At 72.0% G+C, this 15,755-nt stretch carries 20 protein-coding genes; 11 read left to right on the top strand and 9 right to left on the bottom strand.

Annotated elements, in window-relative coordinates; all coding sequences use genetic code 11:
- Positions 1-137: 137 nt before the first annotated feature.
- From O7627_RS06425 to O7627_RS06415, 3 genes are all read left to right on the top strand, one after another.
- Positions 138-2,351, top strand: a complete 2,214-nt coding sequence (locus tag O7627_RS06425; protein ID WP_278098184.1) for a transglycosylase domain-containing protein — start codon at positions 138-140, stop codon at positions 2,349-2,351.
- Positions 2,352-2,688: 337 nt separating this feature from the next.
- The gene (locus O7627_RS06420; RefSeq protein WP_278098183.1) at positions 2,689-2,904 is read left to right on the top strand and encodes a hypothetical protein; all 216 of its coding nucleotides are present in this window, start codon (positions 2,689-2,691) and stop codon (positions 2,902-2,904) included.
- A 23-nt stretch (positions 2,905-2,927) separates the two neighbouring features.
- The gene (locus O7627_RS06415) at positions 2,928-3,137 is read left to right on the top strand and encodes a hypothetical protein (protein WP_278092575.1); all 210 of its coding nucleotides are present in this window, start codon (positions 2,928-2,930) and stop codon (positions 3,135-3,137) included.
- 14 nt (positions 3,138-3,151) lie between these two features.
- Here O7627_RS06415 and O7627_RS06410 read toward each other — a convergent pair whose 3' ends face one another.
- From O7627_RS06410 to O7627_RS06400, 3 genes are read right to left on the bottom strand one after another with little or no spacing between them, the layout of a single operon-like run.
- Entirely contained in the window at positions 3,152-3,727 is a 576-nt protein-coding gene (locus tag O7627_RS06410) for a DUF1360 domain-containing protein (RefSeq protein ID WP_278098182.1), read from the bottom strand.
- 56 nt (positions 3,728-3,783) lie between these two features.
- Positions 3,784-4,125: a hypothetical protein gene (locus O7627_RS06405; RefSeq protein ID WP_278092574.1), complete on the bottom strand. Its 342-nt coding sequence runs from the start codon at positions 4,123-4,125 to the stop codon at positions 3,784-3,786.
- A gap of 25 nt (positions 4,126-4,150) precedes the next feature.
- The gene (locus O7627_RS06400) at positions 4,151-4,498 is read right to left on the bottom strand and encodes a DUF6158 family protein (protein WP_278092573.1); all 348 of its coding nucleotides are present in this window, start codon (positions 4,496-4,498) and stop codon (positions 4,151-4,153) included.
- 100 nt (positions 4,499-4,598) lie between these two features.
- On the opposite strand from O7627_RS06400, the gene O7627_RS06395 reads away from it, so the two are divergent.
- Positions 4,599-5,033 carry a hypothetical protein gene (locus O7627_RS06395; protein WP_278092572.1) on the top strand — a complete coding sequence of 145 codons (435 nt, stop codon included), beginning with the start codon at positions 4,599-4,601 and terminating at the stop codon, positions 5,031-5,033.
- Positions 5,034-5,068: 35 nt separating this feature from the next.
- Positions 5,069-5,392, top strand: coding sequence for a DUF3817 domain-containing protein (locus O7627_RS06390; protein WP_278098181.1), 324 nt, complete (start codon positions 5,069-5,071; stop codon positions 5,390-5,392).
- A 91-nt stretch (positions 5,393-5,483) separates the two neighbouring features.
- Here O7627_RS06390 and O7627_RS06385 read toward each other — a convergent pair whose 3' ends face one another.
- Positions 5,484-5,684, bottom strand: coding sequence for a DUF397 domain-containing protein (locus O7627_RS06385; protein WP_278092571.1), 201 nt, complete (start codon positions 5,682-5,684; stop codon positions 5,484-5,486).
- 260 nt (positions 5,685-5,944) lie between these two features.
- On the opposite strand from O7627_RS06385, the gene O7627_RS06380 reads away from it, so the two are divergent.
- Positions 5,945-6,808 carry a helix-turn-helix transcriptional regulator gene (locus O7627_RS06380; protein WP_278092570.1) on the top strand — a complete coding sequence of 288 codons (864 nt, stop codon included), beginning with the start codon at positions 5,945-5,947 and terminating at the stop codon, positions 6,806-6,808.
- Positions 6,809-6,812: 4 nt separating this feature from the next.
- Here O7627_RS06380 and O7627_RS06375 read toward each other — a convergent pair whose 3' ends face one another.
- On the bottom strand, positions 6,813-7,313 hold the full coding sequence (locus O7627_RS06375; protein ID WP_278092569.1) for a DUF6232 family protein: 501 nt from the start codon (positions 7,311-7,313) through the stop codon (positions 6,813-6,815).
- A 596-nt stretch (positions 7,314-7,909) separates the two neighbouring features.
- Here O7627_RS06375 and O7627_RS06370 point away from each other — a divergent pair.
- On the top strand, positions 7,910-8,872 hold the full coding sequence (locus tag O7627_RS06370; RefSeq protein WP_278098180.1) for an NlpC/P60 family protein: 963 nt from the start codon (positions 7,910-7,912) through the stop codon (positions 8,870-8,872).
- A 7-nt stretch (positions 8,873-8,879) separates the two neighbouring features.
- Positions 8,880-9,611, top strand: coding sequence for a hypothetical protein (locus O7627_RS06365; RefSeq protein ID WP_278092568.1), 732 nt, complete (start codon positions 8,880-8,882; stop codon positions 9,609-9,611).
- Positions 9,612-9,685: 74 nt separating this feature from the next.
- Here O7627_RS06365 and O7627_RS06360 read toward each other — a convergent pair whose 3' ends face one another.
- The 3 genes from O7627_RS06360 to O7627_RS06350 all read right to left on the bottom strand — a co-directional run bounded on the left by O7627_RS06360 (position 9,686) and on the right by O7627_RS06350 (position 12,967).
- Complete coding sequence (locus O7627_RS06360; protein ID WP_278098179.1) at positions 9,686-10,675, bottom strand: sigma-70 family RNA polymerase sigma factor; 990 nt, start codon at positions 10,673-10,675, stop codon at positions 9,686-9,688.
- 361 nt (positions 10,676-11,036) lie between these two features.
- Positions 11,037-11,924, bottom strand: a complete 888-nt coding sequence (locus O7627_RS06355; RefSeq protein ID WP_278092567.1) for a MurR/RpiR family transcriptional regulator — start codon at positions 11,922-11,924, stop codon at positions 11,037-11,039.
- Between the two features lie 32 nt (positions 11,925-11,956).
- Entirely contained in the window at positions 11,957-12,967 is a 1,011-nt protein-coding gene (locus O7627_RS06350; RefSeq protein ID WP_278092566.1) for an NAD-dependent epimerase/dehydratase family protein, read from the bottom strand.
- Between the two features lie 255 nt (positions 12,968-13,222).
- Here O7627_RS06350 and O7627_RS06345 point away from each other — a divergent pair, with 255 nt between their 5' ends.
- Positions 13,223-13,915 carry an SDR family NAD(P)-dependent oxidoreductase gene (locus O7627_RS06345; RefSeq protein WP_278092565.1) on the top strand — a complete coding sequence of 231 codons (693 nt, stop codon included), beginning with the start codon at positions 13,223-13,225 and terminating at the stop codon, positions 13,913-13,915.
- On the opposite strand, the gene O7627_RS06340 is transcribed toward O7627_RS06345, so the two are convergent.
- Positions 13,900-14,724: a dTMP kinase gene (locus O7627_RS06340; RefSeq protein ID WP_278092564.1), complete on the bottom strand. Its 825-nt coding sequence runs from the start codon at positions 14,722-14,724 to the stop codon at positions 13,900-13,902. The genes O7627_RS06345 and O7627_RS06340 overlap by 16 nt on opposite strands.
- A 48-nt stretch (positions 14,725-14,772) precedes the next feature.
- On the opposite strand from O7627_RS06340, the gene O7627_RS06335 reads away from it, so the two are divergent.
- Both O7627_RS06335 and O7627_RS06330 read left to right on the top strand, forming a co-directional pair.
- Positions 14,773-15,474 carry a nucleotidyltransferase family protein gene (locus O7627_RS06335; protein WP_347404641.1) on the top strand — a complete coding sequence of 234 codons (702 nt, stop codon included), beginning with the start codon at positions 14,773-14,775 and terminating at the stop codon, positions 15,472-15,474.
- Positions 15,474-15,749 (top strand): hypothetical protein, encoded by a 276-nt coding sequence (locus tag O7627_RS06330; protein WP_278092562.1) that lies wholly within the window; start codon positions 15,474-15,476, stop codon positions 15,747-15,749. The genes O7627_RS06335 and O7627_RS06330 overlap by 1 nt, the downstream gene beginning before the upstream one ends.
- Positions 15,750-15,755: the final 6 nt, after the last annotated feature.

Below are 15,755 nucleotides of genomic sequence, written 5' to 3'. Positions count from 1 at the left end.
GTGATCCCGGAATGCCCGAACGCGAGCCCCTGCTCGACCGTTCCCTCGTCCCCGCCGGCCCGTCGGAGCCCGGCCGCCGCCGCGGCCCGCTGGTGAGCGTCGGCTTCCTGCTGGTCTGTGCGCTGCTGGCCGGGCTGATGGTGGCCGCGGCCGCGTTCCCGGCGGTGGCAGTCTCCGGGCTGGTGGCCAAGGCCGGCGCCGAGACCTTCGAGAAGCTGCCGGCCGAGCTGACGGTCCCGCAGGCCCCGCAGGCCAGCCAGGTGCTGGCGGCGGACGGGAAGACCACCCTGGCGGTCTTCTTCGACGAGAACCGGCGGGACGTACGCCTCGCCGACATCGCGCCGGCGATGCGGAACGCGATGATCGCCGCCGAGGACCAGAAGTTCTACGAGCACAGCGGGGTCGACTTCCGGGGCTTCCTGCGCGCGCTGGTGGCGAACAGTTCCGGCGGATCCCAGCAGGGCGCCTCGACCCTGACCATGCAGCTGGTCCGGATGGCGATCACCTACTCCGCGACGGACCCGAACGACGTGGTCGCGGCGACCGAGGACACCAACGCCCGGAAGGTCCGCGAGATGCGGATGGCCGCGGCGCTGGAGCGGGAGCTGACCAAGGACGAGATCCTGGAGCGTTACCTCAACCTGGCGCCGTTCGGACACGGCACCTACGGGGTCGCCGCCGCCAGCCAGTTCTACTTCGGCAAGCATCCCCGCGACCTGGCGGTGCACGAGGCCGCGATGATCGCCGGCCTGGTGAAGGCGCCGAGCGACTTCGATCCGCTGGACACCGAGGGCACCGGGGTCCAGGACACCCTGAACCGGCGCAACTGGGTGCTCGGGCAGATGGTGCAGACCGGCGCCATCACGGCGGAGCAGCGGGCCGCCGAGCAGGCGGTGGAGCTGACGGTGAAGGGCAAGGCGGTCGGCAACGGCTGCGCCACCCAGGGCAAGAACCACTGGGGCTTCTTCTGCGACTACTTCTACCGCTGGTGGCTGGATCAGGACGCCTTCGGGGCGACCACGTACGACCGGGAGCGGCGGCTCAAGAGCGGCGGCTACCGGATCGTGACCACCCTCGACCTGGCCACCCAGGAGGCCGCGCACCGCAACGTCGAGCAGTACCTGGCGACCGGGAAGCGGGACGCGTTGATGGTGGCCGCCATCCAGCCCGGCACCGGGGCGGTCCGGGCGCTGGCCACCAACCGGACCTTCGCCCTGGACAACCCGGGCAACCCGAAGAACAAGATCTCCAGCGATCCGGCGAAGGCCGCGAACGGGGTCCGGGGCAGCTACCCGCGGACCACGAACCCGCTGCTGACCGGCGGGGGCGGGGTCAACGGCTACCAGGCCGGGTCGACCTTCAAGATCTTCCCGATCGTGGCGGCCCTGGAGCAGGGCATCCCGCTCAGCCACAGCATCGACGCCAAGCAGCGGTACGAGTCGAAGTACGTCGCCGACGCGGGCAGCCCGGTGGCCTGCGAGGGCACGACGAAGTACTGCCCTGGCAACGACAACCCGTCGATGGCCGGCCGGCACAACATGTGGACCGCGTTCGGCCGGTCGGTGAACACCTACTTCATCCCGCTGCTGGAGGAGGTGGGCGCCGCCAAGGCGATCGACGTGGCGAAGCGGCTCGGGATCGAGTTCCGGGCGGCCGGGGAGGCCGCGATGGCCGACGACCCGGCCCAGGGCGACGGCTGGGGGTCGTTCCCCCTCGGCGTCTCCGCGACCACCCCGCTCGACCTGGCCAACGCCTACGCGACGCTGGCCGCCGACGGCAAGCACTGCGAGCCGACCCCGGTGCTTGCGATCCGCGAGCAGGACGGCACCGAACTGGAGGTGGCCGGTCCCCGCTGTGACCAGGCGGTCAGCCCGGAGGTGGCCCGGGCGGCGATCGACGCCGCCCGCTGCCCGGTCGGCGACCAGTCGGCGTTCGGGCGGTGCCAGGGCGCGACGGAGAGTTCGGCCCGGACGGCGGTCGGCCACCCGGTGGCCGGCAAGACCGGCACCACCGACAGCCACCGGACCGCCTCCCTCGTGGTCACCACCCGCTCGCTCTCGGTCGCCGGCATTCTCGCCGACCCGGACTGGCCCGCGACCACCACCGACATGAGCCACGACGTCGTCAACCCGGCGGTGTACGAGACGCTCGCCGACGCGATGAAGGGCGAGCCGGAGCAGGACTTCCCGGCGCCACCGGAATCGCTCGCCACCCGGGTGGAGCCGTCGGCCCCCGACAGCGGCCTGGACCCGGGCCAGAACCAGGGGCCGGGTGCGGACCAGGGCGGGCCGGGTTGGACGCCCGGCGGGCCGGACGGTCCCGGCCGCGAGCCCGAACCGGCCGGCGGCTAGGGCCGGTCCGGTCGATCAGGGGAGCCGGCTGACGGCGGCCCGGAGTTGACGGCAAAAGCGCCGCCCACGGTCGAGCCGTGGGCGGCGCCAGGTGTCGGTGTGCAGGTCGCCTCTCGGCGAGTGGCACGACGCGGCTCCAGCCGAACGGTATTCCGCGAGGGCAATATGGTGAGGCCCGGGGACACTGGTCACACCGACATACCGATTCAACCACCCTCCGGCGCGCGATGTTCCGAACCCGGCTGTAACCCAGGTCACCGGGGGGTTCGGGGAGATGACGGCATGATCGACCGGTTCACCCGTACCCCGCCGGTTTGGCGCCGGCCGCCCCGGGTAGCTGACCGCCGTGACCGACGACGGAACCATCATCGAGATCGACGACCTGCTCGACGACATCTACCTGGGCCAGCAGCGGCTGACCCAGACCGAGATCCACCGTCGGGCGGTCGAGGCCGAGCTGCCCGCCGATCTGCTCACCCGGATCACCGCGATGCCCGAGGGCGAGTACGCCATGGACGAGGCCGCGGACCTGTTGGGCGAGACGGCCCGCTGACGCGGCCAGCTGAGGGAGCAGAGATGACCGAGGCCAACATTCCCGCCGACCGGCGGCTGCCCGCCATCGGGCAGCCGCCGACCGACCCAGATCCGGACGGCGACCCGGACTTCGCCAACGAGCACGAGGAGACCGCCGTCTCCTCCGACGTCATCACCGGTGACGAGGAGAACGAACCGGAGTCCCCACGGGGCTGGGCCGGTCTCGAACGCGACCGCGGCCCGCTGTTGTAGGTGGTCCTCTCCGGTCAGCTGGCCGGCTGTCCGTCGGGGCGGCCGGCCAGCCCCGGTGGCGGGTGGCCTTCGGCCGCCCGCTGCGCCACCGCGTACCCCATCTGCAGGAAGTCCGAGGCGGCGACCGCGGTCAGCGCGGTGGCGACCAGCCGGGTGAGCCGGGGCGCCAGCACCAGCCCGCCGGTCAGCCCGGTGGCGATCCAGACCGCCAGGCAGAACGGACAGCTCAGCAGCTCGCCGATCGCGTGCCTGGTGGCACTGCCCTGGTCACGGACCTGCTCCATCACCTCGCCGCTGCCGATCGGCTTGTCGTAGCTGGTGAACGGGGCCCGCAACGGGCTGGTCACCGCGTCCTTGGAGAGCAGCCGGCTGAGCTTGTGGGTGGCGATCGACAACAGCACCACGTCGCTGGCGGACGGCCGGTCCGGCACGGTGCGCCCGGTCATCCGGACCAGCCCGGCCAGCGTTCCGGTCACCGCGGCGTAGCCGCCGAGTGCCACCAGATAGCCGTCGAGCGGGCGATGCTCGTGTGGCGCGTACGCGGCCCGCAGCCGGGCGATCCGGCCCCGCAGCGACCCCTCGCCGGTCATCGGGCGGGCTTCGCTACTGGTAGGCATTCGGCCCCTTTCCTGGGCAGTTGGCAGGATCAGCCGGCGGTCAGGTTCTCCGCCACCTCGTCGGCGAGGTCGGCCAGCGACCGGTCGACGATCTCGGCGAGTCGCTGGTTGTCCGTGCGGTCCGCGCCGTCGTCCGGGTCGGCCACCGGGTCGGGTGTGGTGAGCTCCATCCGGGTGGTGGAGCCGCCGGCGCCGAGCGGGCGGACCTCCAGCCGGACCGACCAGCCGGCGCCGTCGGCGTTCCAGCTGGCCCGCAGCTCGGCCGGGTCGAGCTGCGGTTCCCCGGTGCGGCGCAGAGCGGCCGGCAGCCAGGCGGAGACCCGGTCCGGGTCGGTCGCGGTGTTGAACACCACCTCGGGCGGTGCCGACATGCCTCGTTCCGCGCGTACCTCCACGTCAGTCGCCTCTCAGCCGGTGCGGGTCGACCTCCCGGCCCGGGTGCCGGGCCAGGTACTCGGTCTCCAGTTCGGCGGTCCGCCGCAGGTGGTTGGCGAGCGCGGTGTCGGCGGCGTGCCGCAGCGTGTCCAGCCGGGTGCGGTGCAGGCTGTGCATCTCCCGGAACAGGTCCTCGTCGGAGAGCTCGGCCGGGTCGATGCCGAGCAGCTCGGACTGGTCCGCCAGGTCGGGCGGGGCGGTCGGGTCGGCCAGGTGGTCACCGTCCCACTCACCCAGCCGCTGCTCGGGGCTGTCGTCCACCGGCACCCCGGAACCCGGGAACTCCCCGTTTCGTACCGAATCATTCATGGTCGCCCCCCGGTTCTCGTTTGGGCTGGCGACTAGACGGTTGCCCAAAGCGGGCAGCGCCAAACCATCGGCGGCGATCGCCGCAGGTACGCTTCTGCCCATGAACCGGCTGTGGACCCCGGCGTGGATCGTGCGCCATCTGGTCGCGGCACTGCTGGTGGCGGGCTTCCTGGCCCTGGGCTGGTGGCAGATCAGCCGGGCCGCCGCGGGCAACACCCTCAGTTGGGCGTACGCCGTCGAATGGCCGGTCTTCGCCCTCTTCGTGGTCTTCCTCTGGTTCCGCGAGGCCAGAAACACGGTGCGGGGCGGGCCGACACCGGGCGGGGAGCGACCGGTCGCCGACGAGGCCCGGCGGCCCGAGCCGGAGCACGCCGCCGCGGGCCGGCCGACACCGACCGCCCGACGCCCGGTGCGCACGGCCCGGCGGGCGACGCCGGTACGCCCGGAGGACGACCCGGAACTGGCCGCGTACAACGACTATCTGGCCTGGTTGAACGCGAACCCGGACGCGCGGCCGGCCGACTATCCCGGCTGACCCGCCTGGTGAACCGAGAGAAGGGACCCGACGACGTGGGCGCAGCCCTGACCCGCTACCGCGTGATCGCCTACGTGGTGGGCGTGGTGCTCATCCTGCTGATGGTGGTCGGCATGCCGCTCAAGTACCTCTGGCACGACCCGATCGTGGTGGAGACCATCGGCCCGGGGCACGGCTTCCTCTACATGCTCTACCTGTTGGCCAGCTTCGACCTCGGCCGGCGGGCCAACTGGCCGATCCGGCGGATGCTGCTGGTGATGTTGGCCGGGACGGTCCCGTTCGTCTCGTTCTGGGCCGAGCGGGTCGTCGTCCGTCAGGTACGCGCGGAGCAGGCCGAACCGGCGCCGGTGGCCGGCTGACCTTCGCCGCGCCGGTCAGCATTACGGATTACCTGGGCCGCGGACAATTCGGTGATTGTCCGCGGCCATTCGCACACCGATCTGCTATCGGTTACCGAACCTCGGGCAGGTCGGCGCGGAGAGTAGCGACAAAGGCCCGCCATCCCGCCCGGTCGAAGCGAAGGTGATGAGCGGGGTCGGTCGAGTCCCGAATGGCGACGTCGTCGTCGACCCGGGCCACCTCGACGCAGTGCTGCGATTCGCAGCGACCGCTCCTGCGCCAGGTGATCGCGGTGGAATCCGTCGGCGACATGCACCCTCCCCTGACACCATTACCCTGCGGTCGGCGTCGTATTGACTTCGGCGCCGGGCGCCGGGACGACCAGACATTACCCGGCCGGACCCGAACCGGATAGCCCGAATGGCGACCACGCCTGGTGTCGTTCCCGACACGGGGGTAGCCTGCACGGAAGCCTGGCAGTCTGGTAGGTAGCGGGTTGCCAGGTGGCCCCACCCCGATCTCCCGGCCCGGGCTCCGCTCCGGCCTGGCCCGCACCCCGAGAGGGTCTACCGATGTCCACCGCGTACGGCCCGACCGTGGGGCGCCGCAAGCTGCGCTGGGCCATCCGCCGGGCCCGGGAGGCGGCCGGGCTGACCCAGGAACAGGTCGCCCAGGCGATGGACTGGTCGCTGTCCAAGCTGATCCGGATCGAGTCCGGCTACGTCTCCATTTCGACGAATGACGTGAAGGCACTACTGAGTCACTATCAGGTGAGTGACCCGGGCGAGGTCGCGGAATTGGTGCAGTTGGCGCGGGTGTCCCGGCAGCGGACCTGGTGGTCCCAATATCGCGACAGCCTGCCCGCCGCCTACTACTCGTACATCGGGCTCGAGGCCGAGGCATCGGCACTCTACTTCTACCAGTCGGTCGGCATGCCCGGCCTGCTGCAGACCGAGGCATACGCCCAATCGGTGGTGCGGACCGCCTTCCCGGATTTCGATGACGAGGCGGAGGCGCGAGCCTCCGTGGAACTGCGGATGCGTCGCCAACGGGAGGTTTTCGCCCGCGCCGATCCGCCGGTCATCGAGGTGGTTCTGGACGAGGCCACGCTGCACCGGCAGACCGGTGGTCGCGAGGTGATCAGGGAACAGTTGCGCCATTTGGTCACGTTGGCCGAGGCCGGTCGGACCACAATTCAGGTGCTGCCGTTCACCTCGACCACGTACACCCCGCTGGGGCAGTTCGTCATCGTCCGGTTCGCCGAGTCCGGCGACTCCGACGTGGTCTATCTGGAGAGCACCGGGGTGGAGGACGTGCTCGATCACCCGGAGGCGGTGACCGCCCACCTCAGGACGTTCGCGGCGCTCCAGCAGGCGGCCCTGAGCCCGGCGGAGTCGCTGGCCAGGATCGCCTCGATCTCCGCCGGGCTCGACTGACCGGTCAGCTCGGTTCTCCCCGATCCCAGCCCGCGGAGGCCAACGGATCGCCGAACTGACCCAGCCGGCCGGCCTCCCGGGCCCGCAGCAGGGCTCGGGTGACCTGCCCGAACTGGCGCTCGTGATCCGAGCTGAACAGCAGCTGGGCCGTGCCGTCGTAGCGACCCCACAGTTCGTACGCGGGCGGCCGGAGCCGGTTGCCGATCACGGCCAGCAGCAGCGGCACGAAGGCGGCGACCCCGAGCATCAGGTACGCCTGGGCCGACAGCCGGTACAACCCGCCGGCGTAGCCGAGGGCGGCACCGATGACGGCCAGCCCGGTCGCCGTGACGATCACCGCGCGGACGGTGAGTCGGTCGTGCGGGCCACGGGCGGTCTGCAGGTCGGTGAGCTCACTGACCGGGAAGCGGCGGCCCGCGACCGTGAACATCTCGCTTGTGACGTGGACACCCGGTCCCCGGTAGAGCTCGATCGGTGCCGGCCGGTATGCACCTTCTGGCGTCACCGACGGTATACCTGGTAGGTGCGTTGAGGTGCGAGTAGGATCCATGAATGCCTCCAACGGCTCCTGAGGCGGGCTGGTGTGGATGGTTCCTTCCGATCGGCACCTGGCTGCCACCAGGTGCCGATCGCCTCCCCCTACCGGCTTCGAGGGCGATCCTATGAATCATTGTGCGAAGCCCTCGCCAGAAATTCGAAGGGCCGCAGACAGCCACCTGGCAGATTTCCAGGCGGCAACCCGAGCTGACCCGCCGTTATGTCCACTCTGATACTTATTTGTGGCGCTATTTCGCGGGGCATAGATTGCGAAGAGCGACTAATGGGACGCCAGCCACCTCGGCCACCCGACGAGCAGCGCGATCAACGGCCATGATGACCCACCGGTCCCCGGTGATTCACATTGGGTCATCTAGACATTGCTCATATATTCCGCCAATAACTCGGAACGCCCCTACTGCGCTGTCGGGGACCGCGCCACCGGGCTAGGTTGGTGCGGCTGGTCCGGTCGTCAGTCATCCCCCTGGGTGGCGCCGGCCGGTGTCACCGAACCACCGGTCGCTCCGCGCCGGTTCGGTGGGCAGCGAAAGAAGGCACCAGACGTTGTCGTCCGCCCGCAAACTACTCCGCGCCCTCGTGGTGGGCGGCCTCACGGCCGCCCTCGTCGCCCCGGCCGCCGCGGCTTCGGCCCAACCGTCGGAGAGCGAACTCACCGAGCGAATCACCAAGTCCTCGACCGAGCTGGAGAAGGTCGTCGAGTCGTACAACCGGCTCAACGAGGAGATCAAGGACACCAAGGCGGCGGTTGCCGACCTCAGCGTCAAGCTGGGCCCGCTGGAGGAACAGCTCGAGCAGCGCCGGGCCGAGATCGGCGTGCTGGCCGCCGAGGCGTACAAGACCGGCGGCCTGAGTGCCGCTGACGCGCTGCTGCACCCCGGCGGCGCCGACAGCCTGGTCGCCCGGCTCGGCACCGTCGACCACCTGATCCGCGATCGGGAACGGCAGATCTCCGGCTTCGACGAGGCCCAGCGCGAACTCGCCGAGCAGAAGGCCGTGCTGGACAGCACGCTGGCGAAGCAGACCGCGCAGGCCAAGGAGCTCGCCAACGGCAAGAAGAAGATCGAGGCAGACCTGGCGAAGCTCTACGACCTGCGCCGGGAGGCGTACGGGTCGCCGACCACCGCCGGCAGCTCCTACACGGGTAAGGTCCCGGCCGTCTCCGGGCAGGCCGGCGCCGCCGTGCGGTACGCCTACGGCGCGATCGGCAAGCCGTACGTCTGGGCCGGCGAAGGCCCGAACGGCTACGACTGCTCCGGCCTTACCCTGGCCGCCTGGAAAGCCGGCGGCAAGTCGCTGCCCCACAACGCGGCGATGCAGTGGGACGCGACCGCCCGGATCAGCCGCAGCGCGCTCAAACCCGGTGACCTGGTCTTCTACAGCGGCCTTGGGCACGTCGGTCTCTTCGTCGGCGACGGCAAGATCATCCACGCGCCGAGCGCGGGTGACAGCGTCAAGCTGGTGAGCGTCGACATCATGACTCCGTACGGCTACGGCCGGGTCCGCTGACCCGACCGTGACGACACCCTCGGCGGCCAGCCGGTCGGAGCCCGACCGGCTGGCCGCCGCCGTACTCGAACGGCTCGCCCCCCACCTGCCCGCCCTCGCCGCCGGGGAGCCCACCGAGCCGGCCACGGCCGACCTCTACCACCAGGTCGCCGAGCGGCTGCGGGCGCTGGGCGAGCAGCAGACGCTCGCCGAGTTGGCCCGCGAACCCCACAACAACTCACTCGCCCGCCGCCTGCTGGCCACCGCCGCCACCGAGGATCCCGGGTACGCGGCCAAGCTGACCGCCGCCCTGGCCGCGCTTCCCGCCGCCCCCGCGAAGGACACCGCCAACCCCGGGGACACCGCCCGGACCGACGGATCGACCCAGACCGACGGGCCGCCGGCGCCGGACGGCCGACCTTCCGTGGCGAGCGCAGCGGTCGTCGCGGGTCGGCGGCCCGGCCGGCGGGGCATCCTGATCGGCGTCGGGATCGCGGTGTGCGTCGTGCTGGTGGGTTGCCTGGTCGGCCGCGCCATGCTCGACGACCTGAACGACGCCGGCGGCCTGACGTCTGACTCGACCTGCGCCCAGTACCGCCGGGCGCCGGCCGAGGACCGGGTGGCCGCGATCCGCCAGATCGGGCTCGCCAAGGGGGTGTCGGGGACCGACCACCCGCTGGTGATGTCGGCGGTGGACCAGCTCTGCGAGAGCCAGCCCGACCAGCGGCTCGGCGACGTACTGGCCAGGTTCGACGACTGACCCAGCCACCGCGAACGGCGTACGGCCGGCATCCCCCTATCGGATGCCGGCCGTACGCCGTTGTTTCTACCAGGTCAGGCGGCCTGCAGGCCCTCGGCCCGGGCCAGCTCGCGCAGCCGGCCGAGCGCCTGGATCTCCAGCTGACGGATCCGCTCCCGGGAGAGCGAGAACCGGGAGGCGACCTCGGTGAGCGAGTGCTCCCGACCGTCCTCCAGTCCGTAGCGGGCCCGCATGATGCCGGCGGACCGGTCGTCCAGATGGTTGAGCAGGCCCTCGATTCGCTGCCGCTCCAGGGCGGTCAGCACGATCTCCTCCGGCGAGGGCGCGTCGCTGTCGGCGACCAGGTCGCCGAGGTTGGTGTCGCCGTCGTCGCCGACCGGGGTGTCCAGCGACACGGTGTCCTGCGACCAGCGCACCAGCTCGTGCACCCGCTCGACGGTCACCCCCAGGGAGGCCGCGATCTGCTCGGGCTCGGGGTCCATGCCCAGTTCGCGGGTCAACTGGCGGGCCACGTTGCGCATCCGGTTCACGTCCTCGACCAGGTGCACCGGCAGCCGCACGGTCCGCTCCTGCTGGGCGATCGCCCGGCTGATCGCCTGCCGGATCCACCAGGTGGCGTACGTGGAGAACTTGTAGCCGCGTTCGTAGTCGAACTTCTCGACGGCCCGCACCAGACCGGTGTTGCCCTCCTGGATCAGGTCCAGCATCGGCATCCCGGACCGGACGTAGCGGCGCGCGATCGAGACCACCAGCCGCAGATTGGCGCGGATGAACAGGTCCTTGGCCCGCTCGCCCTCGACGACGAGCCGCTCCAGCTCCTCGCGACCCACACCGTTGGGGAGGCGCTCGGTCTCCAGCAGGTGCTCGGCGTAGAGACCTGCCTCGATCGACTTGGAGAGGTCGACCTCCGCGGCCGCGTCGAGCAGCGGCGTACGGGAGATCTCGTGCAGGTACACGCCAACCAGGTCGCGCTCCTCGGCGACCTCGTCGGTCCGCATCACGATCTTCTTCTCCACCTTGCCCACTGTCCCCTCGTTCGCTCCGGTCGCCCGGTTCCTTGCCATCCCCACGTTCATCAGCCCTCCCCCGTAACTTCCGCTGTGCCCTGTGGTGCTGACACCTACACAACAGATGGGACGCGTTCGGGATTCCGCGTCGTGAGTCGAAAGTGTCACGAATGCCTGAGTATTCGCTGAAAGCCCGATCGAAGTTTGCTGTCAGGCCCGCTGGTCGGGCGATTCGTCCGGACAATCCGTGGCCGGCGAGAACCTCGCGGCGGACTCATCGCCACCACATCACACCACGGAACCCAGCGACACACAGCGATCCGCGTCACCACCTCCGCTGCGATCCTCGTCACCCCAGCAGTACGCACGGGCAGTGCCGACGGTTCACCGCCGTAAGGAGTACCCCACCGCCCGGGCGTCAATCCGTCGCGGGCCGCGCGGTGGCCGGCAGGGCGCGCCGGGCGCGGACCGGATCGCGGGCCGCGACCCCGGCGAAGAGGCAGTCGACGACCATCAGTTGAGCGAGCCGGCTGGCCGTCCCGCCGGTTCGGTAGGTGGTCTCCCGGGTGACGGTGGTCAGCAGCAGATCGGCCACCGTGGCGATCGGTGACCGCGGATGGTTGGTCAGGGCGACCGTGCCGGCGCCCCGCGATCGGGCCCGCGTCAACGCCTCGATCACCGACGCGGTGTTGCCGCTCTGCGAGATCCCCACCGCGACATCGCCCTGGCCGAGCAGGGCGGCCGAGACGAGCGCGGTGTCCGGGTCGGGGAAGTGGAACGCGGCGTACCCGATCCGGTGCAGCTTCCGCTGGAGTTCGGCGGCGACCAGCCCGCTCGCCCCGACGCCGTGGATCCCGATCCGGCCGGCGCCGGTGATGGCGGTCACCACCTGATCGCAGACCACCGGGTCCAGCTGCTCGGCGGTCTCCTCCACCGACCGCGCCTCGCCGTACGCGATGGTGGCGATGATCCGGGCCAGATCGGCGCCCGGTGGCAACTCGCCGTCGACGGCGGCGGCGGGATCGCGCCGAGGCATCCGGCGAGCGGCCTCGGCGGCGAGCCGGATGCGCAGCTCCGGATAGCCGGGCAGGCCGACCGACCGGCAGAACCGGACCACGGTGGCCTCCGAGGTCTCGGCCGCGGTGGCCAGGTCGGTGATGGTCCGCCCGGCGGCGGCCGCCGGATCGGTCACCACCAGCCGGGCGACCCGCCGCTGCGCGGGCGGCAGCGACGGCAGCAGCCCGCCCAGGTACGCGATCAGGCCGGCCGGCGGCGCGCCCGCGGGAACCTTCGCTGCCCTCGGCACGGCCGGAACCTACTTTCATCGCGGCCGATGCGTCAACGCCCGCGGTGGTGCCAGTCCCGCAGCACCCGCGCCTCGGAGGCCCGGTCCAGCCCACCTCGGGCGACGGCGGCCGGCTCGGCAAGCATCCAGCGCCGGGTGTCGGCCGCCGCCTCGGCGACCGGCCGGGGGGTCAGGCCGGCGGCGAGCGCCGCGCCGACGTCCCGGGCCAGCATGCCCTCGTATCCGGGTTCGAGCCAGAGCGGCAGGGCGCGCTCCCCCGACCAGGGCCGCACGTCGTGCTCGCGCAGGAAATCCCCGTCCACCCAGGTGAGCCGGGGCTGCGGCTGACCGACCCCGGCCGCGATCGCGGCCAGCACCTCGGCCCGGGTCGTCACCGGTCCGATCCCGTCGAAGCAGCCGGCCAGCCCGGTGCCGGCGGCGTGCAGCAACCAGCCGGCCAGGTCGGCCACGTGGACGAGTTGGACCGGCTCGTCGGGGGCGCCGGGGGCCAGCACCTCGCCGCCAGCGGCCAGCCGGGCCACCCAGTACGGGAACCGGTCGCTGGGATCCTCGGGCCCGATGAGCAGACCGGCCCGGCAGATGAAGAGCCGGTCCGCCGCGATCCGGTCCCGCACGGCCAGTTCGCAGGCGACCTTGCAGGCCCCGTACCAGTGGCCGTTCGGTCCGCTCGGATCGTCCACCTCGGGCGGCGCGGGCGCCAGCAGCGGTGTGCTGGCCGGGGTGCCGCCCGGGGTGGCCTGGTCCGCGTAGACCGAGATGGTGGAGACGTACGTCCAGTGCCCGACCCGGTCGGCCAGCGCGTCGACCGCGTGCCGGGCGTGGCTGGGCCGCCGGGTCACGTCGACCACCGCGTCGAACCGCTCGCCGTCCAGGCTGGACAGTCCGGCCGGGTCGTCCCGATCGACCACCACCAGGCGCACCCCGTCGACCGGCCGGCCGGAGACGCCGCGCGCCGCGCAGGTGACGTCGTGGCCGGCGGCCCGGGCGAGCCGGGCGACCGCCCGGCCGAGAAAGACGGTGCCGCCGAGAACCAGAATCCGCATGCCGGCACTATCCACCGACCCGCCGCCCCGGCGCAGGCCGGTTCGCGGCGAGCACAACAATTCTGCCCTGGGCGAAGCCCCACCGGTCCGCCCCGGCGCGGAAGCGCCATGGTCCACCCGGGCGCGCAAGCGCCATGGTCCACCCGGACGCGCAAGCGCCATGGTCCACCCGGACGCGCAAGCGCCATGGTCCACCCGGACGCGGAAGCGCCGTGGTCCGCCCGGGCGCGGAGGTGGCGGGGTTACCGTGTCCCCATGGTTGATCGCAGCGTGCTGGTGACCGGCGGGGCCGGCGGACTGGGCGGCGCCGTGACGGCCGCGTTCGTCGAGGCGGGCTGGCGGGTGGTCGTACCCGTTCGGGACGGCTCGCCGGACGCGGGGCCGGCGGCCGGCGGCGTGGTCCGGGTGGTCGCGGACCTCACCGACTCAGACCAGACGACCGAGGCGGTGCGCACCGCGGCGGGCGAGGTCGGGGCGCCGTTGCGGGCCGTGGTCAACCTGGTCGGCGGGTACGCCTCGGGCGGGCTGGTCCACGAGACCCCGGTCGCGGAGTTCGAGCGGATGATCAGCCTCAACCTGCGCCCCACCTACCTGGTCACCAGTGCCGCGCTGCCGTACCTGATCGAGGCCGGCGGTGGCGCGGTGGTCTGCGTCGCCTCCCGGGCCGCGCTGGCGCCGTTTCCGGGCGCCGCCGGGTACGTGACGGCGAAGGCCGCCGTGCTGGCGTTCGCCGCCGCGGTCGCCGTGGAGTACCGCTCGTCCGGGGTGCGGTGCAACACCGTCGTGCCGAGCGTCATCGACACCCCGGCGAACCGGGCCGGACAGCCGGGCGCGGACCCGGCCCGCTGGGTGAAGCCGGCCGAGATCGCGCCGGTCATCCGGTTCCTGGCCGGCGACGAGTCGGCGCCCACCTCCGGTGCGGTGGTGCCGGTCTACGGCCGGGCCTGAACCGGCTCCCCGGGCCGGTCCCGGGTGACCGGCCGGTCCAGGCCGGACTCCAGGGAGAGCCGCGGGCCGGGCTCCGCAGCGGGCCGCGGGTCAGGCACCGGAGCGGGCGCCGCAGTGGGCGCCCGGTCGGGCGCCGGAGCGGGCTGCGGGTGGGGTTCGGGTGGCTGGGGAGTGGACCGTTGGGAGAGCCAGGCCAAGATCTGGCGGCTCACCTCGTCCGGCGGCCGGTCCGCGTCGATCAGGACGAACTCCGCGGCCTCCGGTAACGACCGGTACGCCCGGTCGGCGGCGGACAGGTAGTCGATGCTCTCGTGGTCGGTACCCCGCAGCTCGATCCGCCGGTACGCCTCCGCCGGGCTGACCGCCAACAGGAACGTCACGTCGGGGCGGGGAAAGACCCGGTACGCCAGCCGCGCCAGCCGCTCGGACCACCCGCCGCCCTGCACCCGGATGCTGGCGTACTGGCAGACGGCGTACCGGTCCATCACCGCCACCCGGCGGCGCGGCGCCGACCGGACCAGGGCCCGGGCGATGGCCAGCCAGCGCAGGACAGACTCGGTCAGCAGCAGTCCCGGCCGGGTCAGCAGCCGGCGGCCGTCGGGCCGCCCGAGCCGGCGCGCCAACCGCCCCAGCCAGCGCCGGCCGCCGGCGTTCTGCCAGTAGGTGGCCGGCACTCCAGCCCTGGTCAGCGCCGCGGCCAACCGGTGCGCCTGGGTCGTCTTGCCCGAGCCGTCGATGCCCACCAGGGCGATCCTGCGCGGCCACCCGCCGGTCGGAGCGCCACGGCGGTACTGCTGGGAGGGGACCACGCCTGGCAACGGTAGCGCGCCCCCGCACCACCCGGACCGGCGCCAGGTGTGAACGCGCGGGCGGCCGGGTACCGGTGCTGGATATCCGCCGCAGCCGTCGTGGCGGTTCTCGACCACAACCGACCCAGATGTCCGCCTCGACAATCATCGGGAGTCCGCAGAATGGCTAACCGCGAGGACGAGAGCCTGCTTGGCACCCTCAAGCGGGTCGCGGCCGTCCTCAAACAGTCCGAAATCCCCTTCGCCCTCGGTGGCAGTTTCGCGGTGTACGCCCACGGCGGGCACTCCAGCGACCACGACGTGGATTTCCTGATCCGCGAGGAGGATGCCGAGCGCGCCCTGGAAGCCCTCGTCGCGGTCGGCTTCGTCGCCGAACGGCCGCCGGAGGACTGGCTGGTCAAGGTCTATGAGGACGGTCGGCTGGTCGACCTGATCCACCGTCCGATCGAGACCCCGGTCACCGACGAGACCTTCCAGGACACCGTCATCCGCCCGGTCGACGCCATTCACATGCCGGTGCTCTCGGCCAGCCAGCTGATGGTGCACAAGCTGCTCTCCTTCTCCCAGCACTACTGCGACTTCGCCCGCGGGCTGCCGCTGGCCCGCTCGCTGCGGGAGCAGATCGACTGGGACCGGGTACGCAAGGAGACCGCGCACTCCCCGTACGCGGAAGCGTTCCTCGTCCTGCTGGACCGGCTCGACGTGGTGCCCAGCCCGGGTGCCGGCAAGGAGAAGGAGGTCGCGGCCTGATGACCGACCAGACGACAACCGGCGGCGCGCCGCCGGACGAGTATCTGCAGGCCGAGGTGCAGCGGCTGCTGACCGAGCACCCGGAGGTCGCCGAGCAGGGCATCACGGCGAACCTGCGGGGCCATGCCCTGGTGCTGTGCGGCGAGGTGGAGAGCACCCAGCGGCGGGAGGAGATCCTGCGGCTGGTGATGACCCGCTTCCCGGACGTGCCCATCCAGATGGACGTGGGGCTGGTCCGGACCCAGGCACCGACCGAGGTGGAGGACCTGCGATGAGGGGGG

The sequence above is a fragment of the Solwaraspora sp. WMMD1047 genome (assembly GCF_029626155.1).
Classification (GTDB): domain Bacteria; phylum Actinomycetota; class Actinomycetes; order Mycobacteriales; family Micromonosporaceae; genus WMMD1047.
This window is presented reverse-complemented; position numbering and strand designations above follow the sequence as displayed.

Excerpts from the sequence above, each read along its gene's own strand:
- O7627_RS06345 (WP_278092565.1), top strand. The coding sequence starts at position 13,223 with ATGGTTGATCGCAGCGTGCTGGTGACCGGCGGGGCCGGCGGACTGGGC.
- O7627_RS06350 (WP_278092566.1), bottom strand. The coding sequence starts at position 12,967 with ATGCGGATTCTGGTTCTCGGCGGCACCGTCTTTCTCGGCCGGGCGGTC.
- O7627_RS06410 (WP_278098182.1), bottom strand. The coding sequence starts at position 3,727 with ATGACCGGCGAGGGGTCGCTGCGGGGCCGGATCGCCCGGCTGCGGGCC.
- O7627_RS06380 (WP_278092570.1), top strand. The coding sequence starts at position 5,945 with ATGTCCACCGCGTACGGCCCGACCGTGGGGCGCCGCAAGCTGCGCTGG.
- O7627_RS06425 (WP_278098184.1), top strand. The coding sequence starts at position 138 with ATGGTGGCCGCGGCCGCGTTCCCGGCGGTGGCAGTCTCCGGGCTGGTG.
- O7627_RS06405 (WP_278092574.1), bottom strand. The coding sequence starts at position 4,125 with ATGTCGGCACCGCCCGAGGTGGTGTTCAACACCGCGACCGACCCGGAC.
- O7627_RS06330 (WP_278092562.1), top strand. The coding sequence starts at position 15,474 with ATGACCGACCAGACGACAACCGGCGGCGCGCCGCCGGACGAGTATCTG.
- O7627_RS06395 (WP_278092572.1), top strand. The coding sequence starts at position 4,599 with ATGAACCGGCTGTGGACCCCGGCGTGGATCGTGCGCCATCTGGTCGCG.
- O7627_RS06385 (WP_278092571.1), bottom strand. The coding sequence starts at position 5,684 with ATGTCGCCGACGGATTCCACCGCGATCACCTGGCGCAGGAGCGGTCGC.
- O7627_RS06415 (WP_278092575.1), top strand. The coding sequence starts at position 2,928 with ATGACCGAGGCCAACATTCCCGCCGACCGGCGGCTGCCCGCCATCGGG.
- O7627_RS06400 (WP_278092573.1), bottom strand. The coding sequence starts at position 4,498 with ATGAATGATTCGGTACGAAACGGGGAGTTCCCGGGTTCCGGGGTGCCG.
- O7627_RS06360 (WP_278098179.1), bottom strand. The coding sequence starts at position 10,675 with ATGGCAAGGAACCGGGCGACCGGAGCGAACGAGGGGACAGTGGGCAAG.